Here is a 17,578-nt window from a genome sequence, read left to right as displayed (position 1 = left end):
GTTCATTCTCTGCAATAGAATTACTTTGATGAAATTGTTAAATTTAGTTTAGTCCAAAAAATCGTAATTCCGGGGAATGGCTAAGCGCTGGAGATCAGTGTGTGAAGTCGAGGGGGAAGGTAGATATTTTACGGGTACTGTCTTTAGGAAAAGACAACCTGACATTTGACAAACAGATATCCCACATAATGAAAATCGGTCTTACGACCAATTTTTGGAGTAATAGCCGGGGTACCGCCAACAAAATGACGTAAAACCCACGTTAATACATTGATTGGATCACAGAGTATTGATTTCTCAACTCTAAGGATTTTCTATCGGGTTCGAAGCGGCCGCAACGTATTCTTGGTGTTCGGATGATTTGTATCGAAGCTGTATTCTCCAAGGAAATTGATGTGTTCCCATCCTAATGGGGAAATGTGATTGAGCATCAAGTACGCCCTTCTTGGCTTGTAATTATGTCGCCTGAGTCAAATAGACGGTATTTTCCAAACAATAATAGCGTTAATCAAGATGTTTAAGGCACTTGCACGTTGGAGTTGATCCTGTAAAGCTCTCTCTCGTAGTTCCCCGTGTTTCCCAAAGAAAATGGCTCTGGCCAATGCGTTCATCGCCTCTGAGTCCTCGGTGAATCCTACGTCGCATGGCTTCACTTGAAATGCAATCCATGATGAAAATGGTCTGTTCGATCTGTCCTATTTCCCGAAGAACTGTGGCTAAGCGATTCTGCCGTGCGTAAAACCCGAGCTTTCCCATGATAAGTGAAGCAGAGACCGTACCCTCTCGAATCGAGCAGGGACAATCGTAATACATCATCGTAATTCTTCCGAATGACTTTTGAATTAATTTGACCACGCAGCATTTTCTCAAGTTTGGGGAAATCCGCTGCTTTACCAAAGGATACGAACTTGGAGTCAGATAAATCACGTAATCGGGGCGCAAAACCAAATTCAAGCAAGGTGCATCAAACCAAAAATCTGGTCTGTATAACCGACTGTATCCGTGTAGTTGTTCTTCAATTGCCAAGTCTGCTTTATAGTGTAAGAATCCATCAATGACATGCACAGCGTCTCTTGCGTTGGTGTTAATGACCTTGGTGTAGAAATTTGAAAACTGATCACTGACAAAGCGGTAAATGGTCGCGCCTTTTCGATGCCTGTAATGAGGACTGGTATCTGCATGGAGTGCAGATTCCTCTATCCGTACACGCATACCATCAGATGACGACGTGCTTCCATCTCCCCAATAAGACGGTAGGGCTAAGCGGCGATGAAAGTTCATCAGTACACCTTGAGCTTTTTTATTCATCGCATCCTCGTAGAGCCGCCATTGTGTTACGTTTTCCATTTGCCGATTTTGAATGGGCTATTGTAAGGGTTACAAAACTCCGGATGGAATCTATAGTATGCCGAGAAGCGCAGGAACGAGTCAACGAATGTCCGCTTTCCATTGTTGTCAATAGACATAATTAGTCTGCGAAGCTCTTGTTACTCGTCAGAATCGCATACCGCATAGTAGAACTACAGAAAACCGCAGCATAAAAGTGTAGAGTTAGCCTGTGTTTTTAGTTGGCGGGAGGTATGTATGCACTCGCCACACCACTCTACTAATTGTGTTTGATAAAGACCCTGAGTGGAGAGAAAGAGGATGCTGGAAGTGTCACCACACGAGTATATATATGGTAGACATAGAATGTGTATTTCATCTCCAAAATGTTTTAATATACCCATTATGATGTATTTTTAAATAATTTTAAAAAAATATTTACATTCGACATAAATCGACAAAAATATGAAAATTTTAGTGATAATATATTGTTACTGATAAAAATAAGTATATTTACTAAAAAATGAAGACAAGGAGAATGTTAATGAAGAAGTTTAACAGGGGTTTGTTGGCGTCGATTACAGGATTATTTATTCTACCAATTCTTGCAACCACAGCATTTGCTAGTACTAGCCAATCGTCTACATCTGCTAAATTGCGTGCAGAGTCAAATGTCAATCGACAAATGGTTTTGAAATGGGCCGCTAAGAACGGAGTACTTAATGAATTTAAAAGCAGCCACTCTGTAAAGGTAAATTCAAAAAATTCAACTTTGGCTATACTACCTAATACTGCTGTCGCCGGTCCAGGAGGAGGAGTAACTCCTGTAGCTGGGGACATTTTGGTAACGAATGATACTTCAAGCGCAGGGCTAACAGGCCATGCGGGTATAGTAGTAGATAGCCAGGGGGATGTTGAAACAATCAATGGTCCTTTGGATTCGCCCATCATCCAGTCTTGGTCCAGTTTTTGGAGTAATAATAATTACCAAGTTGATGTCGTACAGCCTAATAATGCTAGCGAGGGACAAAATGCTGCAAATTGGGCAATAACGTGGATATATGAAAATGGATCTTCCACATATTATAATCTAACACCAAACTTGTATACGACGGCTGCTGGAGATGCAACCTATTGCTCTAAAATTGTATTTGATGCTTACTACTATGGAGCAGGTATCACACTTAGCCACACCGGTAGCTATTGTTTGCCATATGATTTGATTAACATGCCGTACATGCCTGGATTTCAGGAAGTCTATGTAGGATTTTGAGGTTGAAAGTTTTATGATATAGACTAATTTACTAAGGTCAATTGGTTCTTATTACTGATGAGGATCAATTGACCTTTGGTAAAAATATTAGAAGGATCTTTCGGCTTCATTTACCCTGTCATTTAAGCACGCCCAACTCGCTGCACAGCCGATCGGATTACACCCTTTTATTTGGACATAGTTCCTGCTTTCTAGCGTTGCCAAGGCTGTTTTGTGTTTCTGCAACTGAATTTTTCATTCACTACTCAAGCGTTCCTCTCCACTGTCGGTAGCTAACCAAGACTCAATTACTATATTCTGTCGAGGTCGAATTCGATTATACTCATCATGTTTGACACCTATCGACATAAAAACCCCTCCCGCCTAGTGTATAGCTCAAAACTTTCAGGAAACTACGTATAAGACATACACTCTTTACAAACCCCCAAGTGCATGTCATTACCATGTTTCCGCTTAAGTCCTGTTTTAAAGACACGATACATAGATTCTTGAGACTTTTCTTCTTTACACCAAACGCAGCAACACTTTGCAGTCATTGCTATCCCTCTTCTCATCCACAATGATGAAACAACTCTACGATCAATAATTTATAAAAAATTCATTTAAATAACACTTTCGTATAATATTTGGGTGAAATATATTTACCTTTCGTCTGCAAAATCAAGGTGCCACGGGTCACTTTGATTTTTATAGTGACTTATAATAGCAGAGTATCCTCGGGAGACTCTGCTTTATGTAAACTCCATTTGACGACGTATGCCCGACTTAGACCGTTCACCAGCATCTGTTTTGCTACCAGTGGATTTGCTGCATCCGGCGCCTTCCTCATAACCATCAGCTTAGCAGAATGCTGCACACCCTTCCGTCCAAAGGTCATCGAACTCCGTTCGCCGCCTTCGGACTCCTTCAGAGAAGAACCAGTTATAAAATATCAAAAGCCCCCGGGGGACTCTTGATATTACGTAAACTTAAATCTCATTCGTCCATCTACATCACTGGAAATCATGAGCCCTTCTGAATGGATGTTTTTAGGCCGGTCGCGTTCCGCTCCCTACTCTCTGAGTGTTTGTAGACGGTATTTGTGAAATGAGCAATCAATAAAACTAGCCAGTTCCCAGAGGCAGCGCCTTATCAGAAAAAGTTCCTTTTTCTTACACACGTCCGTGGTTTATGAAAAGAGGATGGAGGTCAATTCACAACAGAAAATCCGTGGATTCGCTGTGCAAGTCACCTTGCATACTTCCAGCTCACCCAATTATATACTCCTGTCATTTATGTGCGTTTTAAGGCCGCTCGCGTACCACTCGCTTAGTCTTCGGAATTTCTGGACTCGGTTTGTAAATAGAGCCTCAGTCAAAAATCGGACTTCTCTAAGGATGGCGAGTCATCGCAAATGTTTCCTTTTCCTACCACATGCTTCAAAGTTGTAAATTGACTACGGTTCTCAATTTACAACTCAAATCCGTCACTTTTAGTGCTGATAAGGGCAACAAAACATCTAATTTATTTCCATTTTATCCACACAGATTTTAAAATAGAATATATTACATCTAACAACTAAGTTGGGAGGAGTATGTACACAATTCAAATAAGAGAGGGTGTAAATGGTCATATGAGCCACGTGTTTTTGGCATTGTTCCTAATTTCTTTCACAGCCTTCATTATCGGCCTTATAAAGCCAGCGGTCGTAGTACGTTGGGGGGCTCATCGCTCACGAAAAATGTCTTCTCTGATTTATGGTGTTGCGCTCATTGTCTTCTTTATCAGCTTTGGTGTTTCATCTCCCCACGAGACAACAAGTTCACTGCCAAACAGTAATGTAACATCTAAATCAAATGCTACTGCTCCTGGTACAGCAAAAGACAATACAACGCAATTCTCACCGAAGCAGAACAACACGAATTCTTCCAGCCCTGACAACGTAACGAATTCATCGGCATCAAATGTATCAAATACAAGTTCCACTTCAAAGAAATCAACTACGAAGACATCTTCACAACAACCAGCATCTAACACATGTCGTATAAATTGGTCTGCAGGAGTTTATCATACTTACCGATTCAATCTGCTGAGTAAGTGTAAAACCGTCTCCGGTACCGTTGAGATCGTGAGACATGAAGCCGACCATGACTATCATCTAGACATTAAAGTTGACTCTCAATATAAAAATTTATTGGCCAGTGGCAATTATAAGTATCAACATGGATATTTAGTAGTCGAGATTATCCCAATGGATCAGCCATATGTAACAATTCCACAAAAAGGGCAACACGCTACATTCACTGGAGCTTGGGTTGATGACAAAGACCATGGTTGGAATGAAATCCACCCTGCCTGGTTAGTCAATGGGAAAGGAAAGATAAGCTACACATCTACAGCTGCAAAGAAATCAGTGATTACCGGCATTTGTGGAAACGGAGACAAAGATTGTCCAACATCCAGTTCAAACACTAACTCCGGCTCTTCCAGTAGCGGTTCTTCAAAGACATCTACTTCATCGAGTGCTTTGGCCATTACATCATCGAATCTTTTTGTAAGCCCGGGACAATATGCATCCGTGACAGTTAAAACTAAACCTGGGGCACAGGGACAGATTGAAGTGGATTACAAATCAGGTCCAAGTAAATCGAGTAGTCTTAATCCGAAAGCAGCTAATGGCTCTGGATATATTACTTGGGAATGGAAAGTCGGAACGAGGACATCATCCGGAAATTGGACGGTAAAGATTTCTGCAGGCGGAAAGACGATACAGACAACCTTGCATGTCAAATAAACAAACTCTAACCTTTACCTTCCGATAACGGTTACTTCTCGGAATCAAATGGGAAAGCAAAATGTAATGTAAAATAAAAACAACCATAAAACCCGTTTATTGACAAATAAGATTCCTAGAAGTACTATAAATCCAATCCTAAATAGACCACTCTAAGGCAGTTAAAGATGCCGATGCTGCCTCGTTAATGAACCGTGATGCACGTGTTCTTTCCAACGACAGGGTCTGTAAGCGATTGTGAGAAGCTAAAGGGAACGACGAAGAAGATGCTCAGAACAACACAGAGTGATCGGTCGATCACCGTGTCCAGAGTTATGGGGGATTTTTCAGAAGTGTTTTGTCGGCTACGCGCCAGGAAACCGCTGGATACAATCCACCCATAGTGAGGTATGCGGTTGATCGCCGGTCCTCTTTTCTTTTATAGATATTTCGAAAGAAAGGAGTGACCACCCATGGGCAGCACAGAGAAACAGCTACGGGGCATGCGACACAATTATTCAACGCCGATAACAATTAAATATTGGTCTGAGACAGTAAACAATTTTGGGGTAAAAACCCGCACCGCCAGTGGGATTGTAGCCAACAAGAAATCTGCAAAACCACTGAAATGCACGGCGAAACACATTGGGCAGAGTCTGCCAACAGGAGGGTATTCCTATGACACATCCTAGTAACAATGACGGGCTTTACAAAAACCTTCTCAAACAAGTTGAGGCAGTCACTAAACACATTAATGAGGGTGCCTTTCAATCTAGAGCCCGAAACAAAACAGCCGCAAATGTCTTTATACAGTTCTTGGCCGAGGAGTTCCGGCTACAGAAAATCGCAAACATTAAACCCAAACACATAGAAGCTTGGGTGCAACACATGCTCGATGCAGACAAGGCAACATCCACAATTATGAGCCACTTGTCCGGCGTCCGGCATGTGTTAGATAAGACCCCTGTATACAAAGGACCATTTCCTGAAAATAGCGAGATCCTCGCACTCCAACACATTCCACCACGCGCATATACAGACGTGGAACGCGCATGGGCAGATAGCGAATACCGACAGATGATCCATTTGGCCATTGTACTAGATGAAATCAGTGTCGCACGTGTCATGCAGCTTGCACACGAAATCGGCCCTCGGATCCATGAAGCTCTACGAATTGACTATGCAGATGCACAACGCTCCCTTAGAACTGGCGAGTTAAAAGTAAAGGGTAAAGGAGGAAAAATTAGATGGATTTCAATTGAATCTAAACCAAGAGTAATGAAAATGCTTCAAGAAGCAATGAAAGACAGTAAGCCTGGTCGAAGGATTTTTACAAATGGAAAATCTGTAGAGGAAATGATAAAACACATTCAATACTTCATTCGCAAACACCGCGGCAAATTTGAACTCGATTCTCGAATCCTTCAAAAACGGGATGGGTACTACTTGCGCCAGATGGGCAAAAAATATGGATATAAGCCTCACATCACGTACCATGGACTGCGGCATAGCTTTGCCAGGCGAACATATTTGGAGCTACGCAAACAGGGGGAATCGCACTTCCAGGCATGCAAACGGGTCTCTCAACTCCTTGGCCACGAGAGAGAAACAATAACCAACATTTATCTAGGCGAACTCAGAGGCGGAAAACAACAGTAACTGTCGAGGGGCCTTAACATACAATGTTTTTCGTTTCATGACGCGACCTCATCTATGAGGCCCTCTAAACTATACTTAGACTGTCGAATTCTGTATCTAACAAAGGGGTGTCGACAATCTTGCTGATACCCTTTTCAATAAGACGGCATACTGCGTAAAATGTAGATACCAACAAACCAATGAAAGAGGGTGCGCATATGCAGTGGTCAGAAGTGAGGAGAATGTTCCCTGATCAGTGGGTCCTCGTCGAAGAATTAGCTTCCCACTATGATAACGATAAAGTTTGTGTAGATGAAATAGCATTTATTAAAGCGATTCCAGACGCCAGAGAGGCTACAGACGAATTGTTTGCGGCCAAAGGGAAGCGTTTTGTATATCACACGTCAAAAGAACAGATTGCCATTCGGGAGATTACAAAACCGATGGTAAGAAGGAGCATAGCTGGTGGAAATTAAACTGGATGGTGGCCTTGTTCTGTGCTCTCTGACATTGCAACATCATGGAAAGCAGCAGATCATCAACAACATGGTCCTTGATACTGGTTCCTCTGAAACACTGATTTACAGACACGCTGTTGAAGATCTGGACATCCACCTTGAAGACGAAGACGAATTTGTGTTTATGCGCGGAATCGGTGGACGAGAGACGTCCCTCCGTAAGCAGGTCGACAAAGTTGAATTTATCGGATTCACAGCTCAAGGGTTTAGAGTGGACTTTACAGACGTAGACGACAACTACATTAACGGATTAGTCGGACTGGACCTACTCACAGCCGGCCACTTCATAATCAACTTAGATACAATAACTCTTGTACCAGCAGCGCATACTTAATGCACCATCCAATGCAGTCCCTATTATTTCCTCGCATATTTACCTTATCAACGACACACTATCCATCAGTCTACATCAGTCGTTGATGTTTATATGTATACCATATTCCTCGTGAAATCAGCCTCATCTTGATATCTATCGAGATTTGTCCTAGTTTTAAAGCTTCGGCCATATACTGTTAAGTCGAACACCCAAAGCATCTGCTAACAGTTCAGCTGTTTCTCGATTCGGACGCTTAACATGACCATTTCTTAAAGCTGATATCGTCGCCCGGGATACACCGGACGAATAAGACAACTCTTTCACCGTAAAATCCCGTTCTGCCATAAGAACCCGAAGCCGAGCAGCTGGGTCCCTCAACATCAAACCTAGCATCTTCATCCCCTCCACTAGCTTGTCTACTAGTAGGATGGACAAACAAAACAGAAACTAAACTAGAACTTCTTCCACTTCAATAAATTTCTTGTATCCTGCAAAGCCTCATCCTTCAAGATACGTTCACGCACACGCTCCTTAGGAGTCCAACAATTAAACTGATAAGAAGGCTTAGTATCATAACCCAATCGGCTACAATACATGAGTAATTCACCTCGATCTCGTCGCTCCGACCGAAAATAAACACAAGACGCACAACAATGATAACGTGAGGTACCCAAAATAAAACCCTCCCTACTCATCTAACTCACACAGATAGCTGGTTAATCTAAAGCCATGGCTACGCCCATAATTTAAAGAGCACAACCCTGAACACCTAATTATTGTTAGAAACTAGCCTGTGAACTTCTGACGAAGAACACCCCAACTGAGCAGCAATACGTCTTATACTCATTCCGTCTGAGCGCATTTCTAGAGCCTTGTGACGTCGCTCTTCCGCCTGCTGGATGTATTCCTCTCTCGTAAGCTTGCCAGCGGCTCTACGGCCTTTCTCGCGTCTCTCGTTGTTCCTGTCATACTTTATGCGCCGTCCGATAATCGTATCTAGTTGTCGTTGTTCCTCGTCAGTTATCTCTAACCAGTCGATCAGCTTTGCATTTGTAATGTTGTACCCAGCCCCTGGATAACCTCGTTCCTTTGCTACCAGATTTGCTTCAACGTCGTTCTTTGCCTTCCACGCTTTCTCTGCACTCTTTGTGGCCCGGACTACTTCCGGCTTGGGCAACGGTGAGATAAACTGCTCGTTCAACTCCACTGTATTCTCAAGCGCTTCCTTGGGGTCTGTTAAAAAACAGCAGCTCCAGTACCGATACAGGAACAATATAACCTCTCGTGAGCCTTCTACATCCCACTGACGTAGCTCACAAAGCTTTACAATGTCCTTTAGTCGTGTATAGTGCAGCGAATACACACGGTACATCTTTTGGTGAATTCGCGCTTCCTCTTTGTTTCTCTCGCGTATCTTAGCTGGCGACAAAGGCGGCAAGTATTCACGCTCTATATCCCGTAACACATATCGGTAATCATGCCGGTATTGCACCAAGACAGGTTCGTGGCTCTTTGAATTCACGGTACCGGCCACTCTTAGGATACGAGCCGCATCCGACGCCTTTGCGTCTCCACCGAACTGAGAGAGCTGCCGTACCAGGTAATTCTCTATAGCTTGCCACAAAGGGAGCGCTTGAGAAGGTACCGGCTCCAGCAGCCACACTAAAGCAAGTCCGCGGCCGGAGTGAATGATGAGATTGGGGTCAGGTACTTTGTCTTGGAACAAATTCGCCTCTAGGGACCCAATAACCCATTCGGGATCAAGATTAAGCAGATAGCAATCCACATCCACGTAGAGCGCCCTGAGCTCGCGTATGTACTCAATTTTCCGAGACGGCCGATAGAATGTATTCTGCGAGAAGAACGCGTCCACCCCAAGCCAATCAGCTAGCACTCCGGCTATATCATCAACCCTGTAATGGTACTGCTTGTACACATCTCCTTCTTTACGAGACAATGTAATCCATCCGTCAGCGCCGGCATGATGTCGTAACACATGCTCTAACGCTGCTTGTTCCGAGACCTCCGTTAACGGCTGCTCACTCACGAATTCACCTCCTTGCCAGACAATAAAAAATCCGGACCTCGTGAATATGCCCGATGCATACCATGAGATCCGGACTGAAACTCGTCCTTTTTCGCTACTTTTCGCTCTTGTTAACAACGGCTCTGTTGTTATACAATGTTAGCGAAAACAACGCTTCTCAGTTTGCAGCTGAGTCTGCGTTCAAGCGTCTCTCGATGGTCGCTCATCGAGGGGGCACGTGCCTCACACAAGGTTGGCGCCTGGTGTGGGGCTTTTGATTTGCCCATCCGTGCTATTCGATTAAGTTAAATCTACCATCACAGGTAGCATCGATCAATAGGACCAGTAGATTTATATTCTTAGGCCACGAAATTTCTCTTGGCTGTTAGATCTATTGGACCATCATCCGAATTTGCAAAACACCTTCCGTTTGCCTGCTTTCTCCACTCGATTTTATCTTTGTCAAAGAATCGGAGGAACAAATCTATTTTGGTTGAATGTACCAGTGGATTTGTAGAATTTAACATGAAGTGGAGGAGTATGTTTGAAATGTTCAAAGCATAATGATACAGACGCTGTTTCTCAATGTATTGATTGCGGGAGGGGTCTATGTACGGGATGCACTAATAAATTTAGTATTCCAATTTGTGACCAATGCGAATTATCTCGAATTCAAGCGGATAGAAAGACGTTTGTTAGAAACATCGTTATCATGATTGTTCTCTTTGTAGTTGGCCTTTTGGCAGGACAAGGATTTTTTGAACGCATACTTGAAGGATATTTCTTTGCAGGAATCCCCTGGGGTTGGAATATTCTCACTAGAATTACCCCTAGAATGTTTCTGTTTATGTCTTGGATGGGATGGATATTTTATTTTGCAATAAAACTCTTCTTGGCAATGATAATAGGAATGTTTGTTACACCTTACCAAATATATAGAGTTATAAGTGGTTTAAAGCAGGCAAAAAAGATGAGTGATTATACAGAGGGTACTTTAGTTTAAGGTCATAGCATCATATTTGAAAATAGAGACAGTCATCACCCTGTCTCTATTTTTGATTTTGGTATCTCCACCCAAGAAAGTCCAACATATTAACCCTTAATGACTTCTACGCAACAATTTTCTTTTCTTATTCATCCTAATCAACATCACAACTGATCAATTTATCCCCACAAGTTGCGCAGAAGGAAGGTTCTACGCAGAATGTTAGTCCTCTCGTGCACCATTCCACATCAGACCTGTTGTATAATACTTCTAAGAATGGAGGGATTCTATGGATGATAAAGCATTACCATTTAATTCAGAACCTGAGATGTCGTCTTTCTTTGAAAATTTTTTTGGTACAGCAAAGAAAAGTTTTGAAGACCAAAAAAGGGATAACGTCGCAATATATGTCGATTATGACAACGTATATTGGACCCTTATGAATTCATATGGTCATGACCCCGATGATTCAGAACTCACCAAGAATTTGTTTGCTCAACTCTGGGAATTTTATGGACAAGACCATATTCGAACGTTCCGATCCTATGCCGATTATGAAAAAGTCAAGACGAGCCTCACCAGTTTACAGAGAAAGAGAGTTCAAATTCGTCACGTGTACTCAAATGACAAATCTGGTGACTATCGAAAAAACGCTTCCGATATTGAAATGAGCATCGATGTCATTGAAAGTACATATAAGGATTCAAATATATCCTGTTATGTAATTGTTACTGCCGACAGCGATATGATACCTGTGCTAAGTCGTTTGATGTATAAAGGAAAGAGAGTTGAACTCTTTTATCTATCGAGTGCTGCACCTAAACATATTGACATGACCAGGTTTGCTCATCACAGCGTTGATTTATTAGAGTTCTTGAATGTAGAGATTCAACAATACGATGTTGAAAAATATGCGTTCGATTCATTAATGTTTATTGAAGAATGGCATCAGCAATTTGGACACAAAACAGATCGTTGGCTAGGAACATCGTGGTTGAAAGTACGGTTTCAAGAAAAGTTTTCTATTCCATCAGATGTTGCCAGTGAAGTAATTGAATACTTACAGTCTACAGGAAGTATATCTACTGAAAATAGACCTACAGATAAGGGATCCAAGCCAAGTATTTCAATTACTGAAAATGGGAGAAAGATCATTACAGAACTCAGAGAAGTAGCTCCAACAGATTTGACTTAGTCAGTATTTTAATCTATATTTTAGATACATTTTAATTCGCTTTGAAAAAATTCGCTTGAAACGGCAGGGGCCATTCCTCTGCCGTTTCCTTTTATTCAGAGCAAGGAACTAGCACGGCACAAAAAATGGTTACTCCACACACAATACTCGCTAAGCCTGTTTTTTCGTAAAAATATCGGTGGTACGACAAATGATTTCTGGTGGCACCTCCCCTTGAATTATGTCACCAATCGTGACCTGTTTCGCACCTTGAAAAGGGGGATGTTTTTCGATTTGAAGGGGGTCCATTATAACAAGAAGTATCACGACGAATGGTTCTTGTTATAATTCTTCTGGTGGGTTCGCCTATTTTTTAGCCCCTCATCCGTTGCCACCACTATACTTACATCACGTAAGTACGGTACAAAAAACAGCGATTTTTCCACGGGAAAAGAGGCACTATGCTCGTGTAAAAATACGGGTTGCTTTCGCTTGGTCTCCAACGGTCCCTTAATCGTTCTCTTTCCATCCTCATATTCATGATTATGTTAACTAGATCTCGTGACTATAACCACTTTGATCATTCTCCACCTCTATTGAGTGAATACAGTAGTTGTACACTCAACAACCCCGGTGGATGGCAAAATTCATGTAAACTTCCACTGTTTTGATATAATTGGAGTATTGAAATTATACTTTCGTTCATTGCGTTGGGCTTCGCTCCCGAAGGCCAGTAGGCCCATGGCGCACTTTGCGTTTCTGGCGAAAAACATACAGTCGGGGGTGGTACTTATGGCAAAATTGGTGAACGAATCGTTTGAAGGGGTTAATGTCGGAATCGGCATAGCAACTTTACGCTTTAAGAACCCAATTAAGTCCTTTGCTTCCATCGCCAGAAGGCTGAACAGAATGAACGATAGTGTTATATCACCGCAATCCAAAATGGCTCTCATTACACGTAAAAAAACGAGGACCGCATCTGGTGCAGCCCTCGTCGAATCTCATCCATTTGATTTAGTGCGAGCTTCTTAACAGCCTCGGCATTGGCATGTTCTCGTTTACAAATTCGACGACCTCGAGAATTTGGTTATATGCATCGCTCTTATCGTAAGCTTCATCAAAGGCAAGTGAGTGCATGACATCCGCCAATTGACCTACCACATCAGACTTGAAGGCAAAGTCCGTTAGAACTCTCTCCGATACAGTCACACCCTGCAGTTCATCGGGTCCCTTGATAGATTCCACCTGTTCTGACATTTGAATTCCTCCCATGTTGGTTTCTTGAATTCGATATGTCTTATCAATTAAGCACGGTTTCTCTTGTGTTAGATTAAACCAAGGCACGCTAGATATTCATTGCCTTCCGTAAGTCTGACAATTCAGGTGTATGGTCCTCAACAAGCTTCATCAATTTCATAACATCTTTACAAATTTCCACCTTCGTGTACATTTCATCTTCGACCACTGATTCCATCAAATCCGAGAGTCCATTCATCAACTGCGTTGTGAAGCAGAAATCCTGCAATAATCCTGTTTTAATGTCAAACGTCCCCTTCCCTTTGTATAATCTGCTTCTTATATTTCAATTATACAATGATTATTTCGTTGTGTCAACGATATAAAACGAAATACAGGTCTTATAAGTGATATATTTTGTTTACTAACGATTATATCGTTGATATGATGTACATTGAAAGAAGGTGCGTTAGATTGACTAGAGAAATGAATCTTGCTGAAACCGATATGAAGCGCGTATTAAAAATCATGATGGCCGAAGCCGGGGTGGATAGCCTGGCGGATACTGCGCGCAGCCTCAACATCAAAGAGACCACCTTTCGGTCTGCAGTAGCTAACAACTCCTTGCGCGTTGCAGATTTTATGAAGGTTGCTGAATTTATGGGGTACGAGGTAATAGTTAGATCGAAGGATTCAAATCTGTCATAACCAAACTTCAGTGATGGACTGGAGGTAACGTTGATGAGCGTCGAAAAATTTCTTACCGAACTAACGCAGTTGACTGAACTCCTAGAGAAGGTTACAGACAAGTTGGAACGCATAGCTTCGACCCACTCCGAAGACCACGAGTTTCCTGCTGTTTTAAGAATTCAAGATGCTATGAAGATTCTCGGCGTAGGTCGCAATACGATGTACAAGTTAGTCAAACAGCCTGGATTTCCAGCTAGACAGTTTGATAAGGTCATTCTGATTCCACGAGACAGATTATTTGAATGGTTAGATGAAACAGGAAGAGGTCCAAGTAACTGAGCACTGTAAGGCCGCACCGTTAGTAATTCGCTAGCGATGCGGATTCCGTCTTGAAGCAGTACTTCCTTCCCGGTTTAAACACACTGTTGACCAGCACATCAGTAGTTGCCACACCCCTTACGTTTCCTAATGTGGCGCTAAATTCGCTTTTCTGTTCTGTCTCATTTTTAACTCTTTCACGCGCGCGAGGATGTCAACATTAGTCAACAGACGTGCCCCTAGCGCGCGCGGAAATATTAACATTTGCTAACAGCGTAGCTAACATGTCACTTAATTCACTTTCTGCAGCTGCCGCCGTTTTAAGGTGTCAGCTGTGTCATCTAAAATAATTGCTCGAATTCCTTGCGTTCCATCATCGAAACCTTCCCATTCGAATAGACCTTCCGAGGCCACTGCAGATACTTCATATCAACGACCGGTTCGTAGTAGCATCGACAATCCCAACACGCGGGCAACTCCGGTATTTTGGATATTGGGTATAGAACATCTTCATATCCTTGACACACGGGGCACACACGTTCATCCTGACAAGTTCTCCATTTGACAAATGCTGTTCCCATCTCGTTGGCCCATTTCTCTAAATCTGATCTTTGGCGCCATCTATTCATTTCGTGGCGAACATAGACCGCCGCGCACTCCCTTTGCAAAGCGTCTGCAGTCGGAGGATTGTCATAGTGTTTCAACACAGTTTCTCTTAGTTCTCCTGGAAATATCAGTTTGGTTGCGTGAGAGAATGCAATCTCCAAAAAGTCGTCAACTAATGACTCCGGACGTACCGTCCAATATTTCATAAGTAAATGCTGAAGTCTTTTCCTAGTCTCTTTCGGCACCCCTAAATGAACGAACAGTTCCATATTCCTAGGTAACTTAGGCCGATCTACTTTTATTCCGTGTCCGGAGTGACTAAACGCTTCTCTCCAGCCACTTGACGTCTCTTCTTGACCACGTTTCCTCCTGAATAATTTCATAAATACCTCCTACGCATCCATGTTACTCCAGATATTCTGCTAGGCACCGTCCGTTCCTGTACATATCCTCAAAACATGGAGGCGCACTGAAGTCAATCATATTTCTACAAGCCGATTCCGTTTAATAAATTACCAGCTTGCTTTAAAATTGAGTCGGGTACTTGTTGAGGCTGCCGTGTACCTTTGTTTGAAGAGTTTGTCACCGCTGGATTGGCACTTATTTTCACAACCGTGACAGTAGCCACAAGTACCTCTTTCAGGTCCACTGTGGCCTTCAGGCTATGCACTGTTGTGTGGTCTTCTTGCGCTGTCAGTGTCTCCACAAGCATGTTTTTGTATAGTCCCAAGCGCGTGTACACCTGGACCGGTATCCGCAACTCCTGCAATTGTTTGAGCACTTCATAAGCCTGCACAGAGCGAGATGATCCGTTGTCAAACTGACCCGGTATAAAACTCTGCGCTACATCTGTCATGCCGATGCTGAGACTCAATCTCCTCGGCTGCAAGTAGGCGTTGTCAGACAGCGTCGATCCAAGTTGGACCGGATGGCTTGTGATGGTCAATGTACTGCTGTGATTTGTATGCAGAACCGCATCGAAAAACCATCCGCCTATATTCGTCTTGGCATACACATAACTCCTGATGGGTTCCTGTGTTAAGTCCAAAATTGGCGACTGACTCATCCAATCGCCCCCCGGATATTATAGAGATGTCGATTGTATCCATTCGCGACACTGGCACCAATGGCGTTTGCATTACTGCCGTAGATATTGTTGGTCTGATTCGCATGAATGGTTGTGCTGTTGCTCACCGAACTGGACGATGCTCCGTAAGCGTAGGGAGCAGATGCAACTGTACCCTGGACCGCAACTTTCAATTTGTTCAGTTGTGGGATGCTGATGCCTGGGATGTGGTCGATAAATCGAATCAGTTTGTTGATCTGCGTAATCATCCCATTAATGGCTTTGACAGCTTCGTTTTTGATCATATGCCAGACGGCTACGCCTATTTTCTCCAGTTGCCCAAAGTGCTTTACAAGCTCGATGATGCCCATGGCGACCCATCCAGCAGGACCGAGGAACGGCAGAATGTCCATGACGTGTTTCTTGATCCAGTTGAGCGCATCGCCTGCTGCTCTTTTTACAGCCTTCCAGTGCTTGATAAGCTCAATGATGCCTATCACCAATCCTGCAATAGCTGCAACGATGGCTGCGATGATAATGACAGCCAAGTTAGAATCAACTTCCACATCAAAAACTGCCATCAATGCATTTGCTGCGCTCTGGACGGCTAGATAAGCTCCTTGTGCCTCTGTTGCGGCTATGATCGCAGCTTCATAGATCCCCCACATGATGGTTGTAGCTTTCAATATGCCCTTATAAATCACCCATGCAACGGTGAAGCTGGCCACGGCTTTGCCGACTTCTTTAAGGGCCCCTTTAATTTTCATGAGCTCGTTCCAAAGTGGCGTTAATGCCGCCTTTTTGGGGTCTTTAAGGTAAGTTAGGAAATCTTGCAGCAGTAGAAGGGCAGCGCCAAGTGCCATCATGAACTTTCCAAAGGGGGTTGTATTCATTGCCAGGCTAATAATGGCGATTGCCGCCGCCGCTTTCTTTGCCCATTTGGGCAAATTGTTGGCAAACGATTTCACTTTGTCATAAATCTTCTTTATGGCTCTGGCTATCTCTTCACCTGCAGTTACGAAGGAATACATCACGGCTGCAACACGTTTGGTCCATACCGGCATGCCTTTCACGATCATGTGATTTACAGACTTCAACGCAGAATGAATTTTGGTCATCGGACCACTGAAATACTTCACGAAATAATATCCAATCCACTGCAACGCATAATACGCTTCAAGTCGCATCTGCCTCAATTGCAACTGCACACCTTGAATCTGCTGCATTTCATGCTGATAGTTCCCCGGAGTCCCCATCTGTGAGGCTGCTGAATGCAGTTGCCGGTACTGTTGCATCAGCGTAGGACTAAGATATAAATCCTTCAAATTGGTGCCCATGGCTTTCAACGTAAGTGAGAACGCATTTGCCTGCTTCTCCGTCGTCCATAACTGCCGACTGAGAATTTGCATTTGGATGTTCTGATCTCCAAGCCCGTTAAGAAACTTTGCAGTTGCTGCTGCAGCTGTTACCCCAAATGCCGCCATGGCCGCGCCTGCCTTAGTCATTCCCTTCACCGTATTACTAGTGAATTTGCCAAGCCCTTTCTCCAATTCCCCAACAGTCTTTTTCGTCTTTTCATATGAACTCTTATCGACGCTAAAACCGAGATCCACCAAGTAGGATTTTATTGTTTCAATCACACGCTCACCTCCAG

At 43.2% G+C, this 17,578-nt stretch carries 17 protein-coding genes and 1 pseudogene; 10 read left to right on the top strand and 8 right to left on the bottom strand.

Translation table 11 applies throughout. The features are described 5' to 3' along the window. Positions 1-314 precede the first annotated feature (314 nt). Positions 315-1,362, bottom strand: a pseudogene (locus tag GI364_RS24570) (transposase); the annotation flags it as partial. Positions 1,363-1,870: 508 nt separating this feature from the next. Here GI364_RS24570 and GI364_RS24565 point away from each other — a divergent pair. Further along, positions 1,871-2,599 carry a hypothetical protein gene (locus tag GI364_RS24565; RefSeq protein ID WP_198854291.1) on the top strand — a complete coding sequence of 243 codons (729 nt, stop codon included), beginning with the start codon at positions 1,871-1,873 and terminating at the stop codon, positions 2,597-2,599. 697 nt (positions 2,600-3,296) lie between these two features. Here the strand turns inward: GI364_RS24565 and GI364_RS24560 are convergent. Further along, positions 3,297-3,455, bottom strand: a complete 159-nt coding sequence (locus GI364_RS24560) for a hypothetical protein (protein ID WP_198854290.1) — start codon at positions 3,453-3,455, stop codon at positions 3,297-3,299. A 717-nt stretch (positions 3,456-4,172) separates the two neighbouring features. Between GI364_RS24560 and GI364_RS24555 the strand changes: the two genes are divergently transcribed. The 4 genes from GI364_RS24555 to GI364_RS24540 all read left to right on the top strand — a co-directional run bounded on the left by GI364_RS24555 (position 4,173) and on the right by GI364_RS24540 (position 7,841). After that, positions 4,173-5,372 (top strand): hypothetical protein, encoded by a 1,200-nt coding sequence (locus GI364_RS24555; RefSeq protein ID WP_198854289.1) that lies wholly within the window; start codon positions 4,173-4,175, stop codon positions 5,370-5,372. Positions 5,373-6,029: 657 nt separating this feature from the next. Then, the gene (locus GI364_RS24550) at positions 6,030-7,010 is read left to right on the top strand and encodes a tyrosine-type recombinase/integrase (RefSeq protein WP_198854288.1); all 981 of its coding nucleotides are present in this window, start codon (positions 6,030-6,032) and stop codon (positions 7,008-7,010) included. Between the two features lie 197 nt (positions 7,011-7,207). Continuing rightward, complete coding sequence (locus tag GI364_RS24545; RefSeq protein ID WP_198854287.1) at positions 7,208-7,465, top strand: hypothetical protein; 258 nt, start codon at positions 7,208-7,210, stop codon at positions 7,463-7,465. Beyond that, positions 7,455-7,841: a retropepsin-like aspartic protease gene (locus GI364_RS24540; RefSeq protein ID WP_198854286.1), complete on the top strand. Its 387-nt coding sequence runs from the start codon at positions 7,455-7,457 to the stop codon at positions 7,839-7,841. The genes GI364_RS24545 and GI364_RS24540 overlap by 11 nt, the downstream gene beginning before the upstream one ends. Before the next feature lie 156 nt (positions 7,842-7,997). On the opposite strand, the gene GI364_RS24535 is transcribed toward GI364_RS24540, so the two are convergent. Together GI364_RS24535 and GI364_RS24530 are read right to left on the bottom strand one after the other, a co-directional pair. After that, a complete protein-coding gene (locus tag GI364_RS24535; RefSeq protein ID WP_198854285.1) occupies positions 7,998-8,216 on the bottom strand; it encodes a helix-turn-helix domain-containing protein in 219 nt (72 codons plus the stop codon). A 376-nt stretch (positions 8,217-8,592) separates the two neighbouring features. After that, a complete protein-coding gene (locus tag GI364_RS24530) occupies positions 8,593-9,870 on the bottom strand; it encodes a helix-turn-helix domain-containing protein (protein WP_198854284.1) in 1,278 nt (425 codons plus the stop codon). Between the two features lie 523 nt (positions 9,871-10,393). On the opposite strand from GI364_RS24530, the gene GI364_RS24525 reads away from it, so the two are divergent. From GI364_RS24525 to GI364_RS24515, 3 genes are all read left to right on the top strand, one after another. Next, positions 10,394-10,852 (top strand): DUF2180 family protein, encoded by a 459-nt coding sequence (locus tag GI364_RS24525; protein WP_198854283.1) that lies wholly within the window; start codon positions 10,394-10,396, stop codon positions 10,850-10,852. Positions 10,853-11,123: 271 nt separating this feature from the next. Continuing rightward, positions 11,124-12,029, top strand: a complete 906-nt coding sequence (locus GI364_RS24520; RefSeq protein WP_233096224.1) for an NYN domain-containing protein — start codon at positions 11,124-11,126, stop codon at positions 12,027-12,029. Between the two features lie 771 nt (positions 12,030-12,800). Continuing rightward, positions 12,801-13,040 (top strand): hypothetical protein, encoded by a 240-nt coding sequence (locus GI364_RS24515; protein WP_198854282.1) that lies wholly within the window; start codon positions 12,801-12,803, stop codon positions 13,038-13,040. Here GI364_RS24515 and GI364_RS24510 read toward each other — a convergent pair. Next, positions 13,023-13,265 carry a hypothetical protein gene (locus GI364_RS24510; RefSeq protein ID WP_198854281.1) on the bottom strand — a complete coding sequence of 81 codons (243 nt, stop codon included), beginning with the start codon at positions 13,263-13,265 and terminating at the stop codon, positions 13,023-13,025. The two genes, GI364_RS24515 and GI364_RS24510, sit on opposite strands and share 18 nt — an antisense overlap. A 453-nt stretch (positions 13,266-13,718) precedes the next feature. Here GI364_RS24510 and GI364_RS24505 point away from each other — a divergent pair, with 453 nt between their 5' ends. Both GI364_RS24505 and GI364_RS24500 read left to right on the top strand, forming a co-directional pair. Then, positions 13,719-13,952: a hypothetical protein gene (locus GI364_RS24505; RefSeq protein ID WP_198854280.1), complete on the top strand. Its 234-nt coding sequence runs from the start codon at positions 13,719-13,721 to the stop codon at positions 13,950-13,952. Between the two features lie 33 nt (positions 13,953-13,985). Further along, the gene (locus GI364_RS24500; RefSeq protein ID WP_198854279.1) at positions 13,986-14,273 is read left to right on the top strand and encodes a helix-turn-helix domain-containing protein; all 288 of its coding nucleotides are present in this window, start codon (positions 13,986-13,988) and stop codon (positions 14,271-14,273) included. Between the two features lie 320 nt (positions 14,274-14,593). Here GI364_RS24500 and GI364_RS24495 read toward each other — a convergent pair whose 3' ends face one another. The 3 genes from GI364_RS24495 to GI364_RS24485 all read right to left on the bottom strand — a co-directional run bounded on the left by GI364_RS24495 (position 14,594) and on the right by GI364_RS24485 (position 17,564). Next, on the bottom strand, positions 14,594-15,241 hold the full coding sequence (locus GI364_RS24495) for a hypothetical protein (protein ID WP_198854278.1): 648 nt from the start codon (positions 15,239-15,241) through the stop codon (positions 14,594-14,596). A gap of 104 nt (positions 15,242-15,345) precedes the next feature. Continuing rightward, positions 15,346-15,924 (bottom strand): phage baseplate protein, encoded by a 579-nt coding sequence (locus tag GI364_RS24490; RefSeq protein ID WP_198854277.1) that lies wholly within the window; start codon positions 15,922-15,924, stop codon positions 15,346-15,348. Continuing rightward, entirely contained in the window at positions 15,921-17,564 is a 1,644-nt protein-coding gene (locus GI364_RS24485; RefSeq protein ID WP_198854276.1) for a hypothetical protein, read from the bottom strand. Before GI364_RS24485 ends, GI364_RS24490 begins: the two co-directional genes overlap by 4 nt. Between the last annotated feature and the right edge of the window lie 14 nt (positions 17,565-17,578).

The organism is Alicyclobacillus sp. SO9 (assembly GCF_016406125.1).
In the GTDB taxonomy this organism is placed as follows: domain Bacteria; phylum Bacillota; class Bacilli; order Alicyclobacillales; family Alicyclobacillaceae; genus SO9.
The sequence above is the reverse complement of the archived record's forward strand: the minus strand, read 5'-3'. Positions and strand labels throughout refer to the sequence as shown.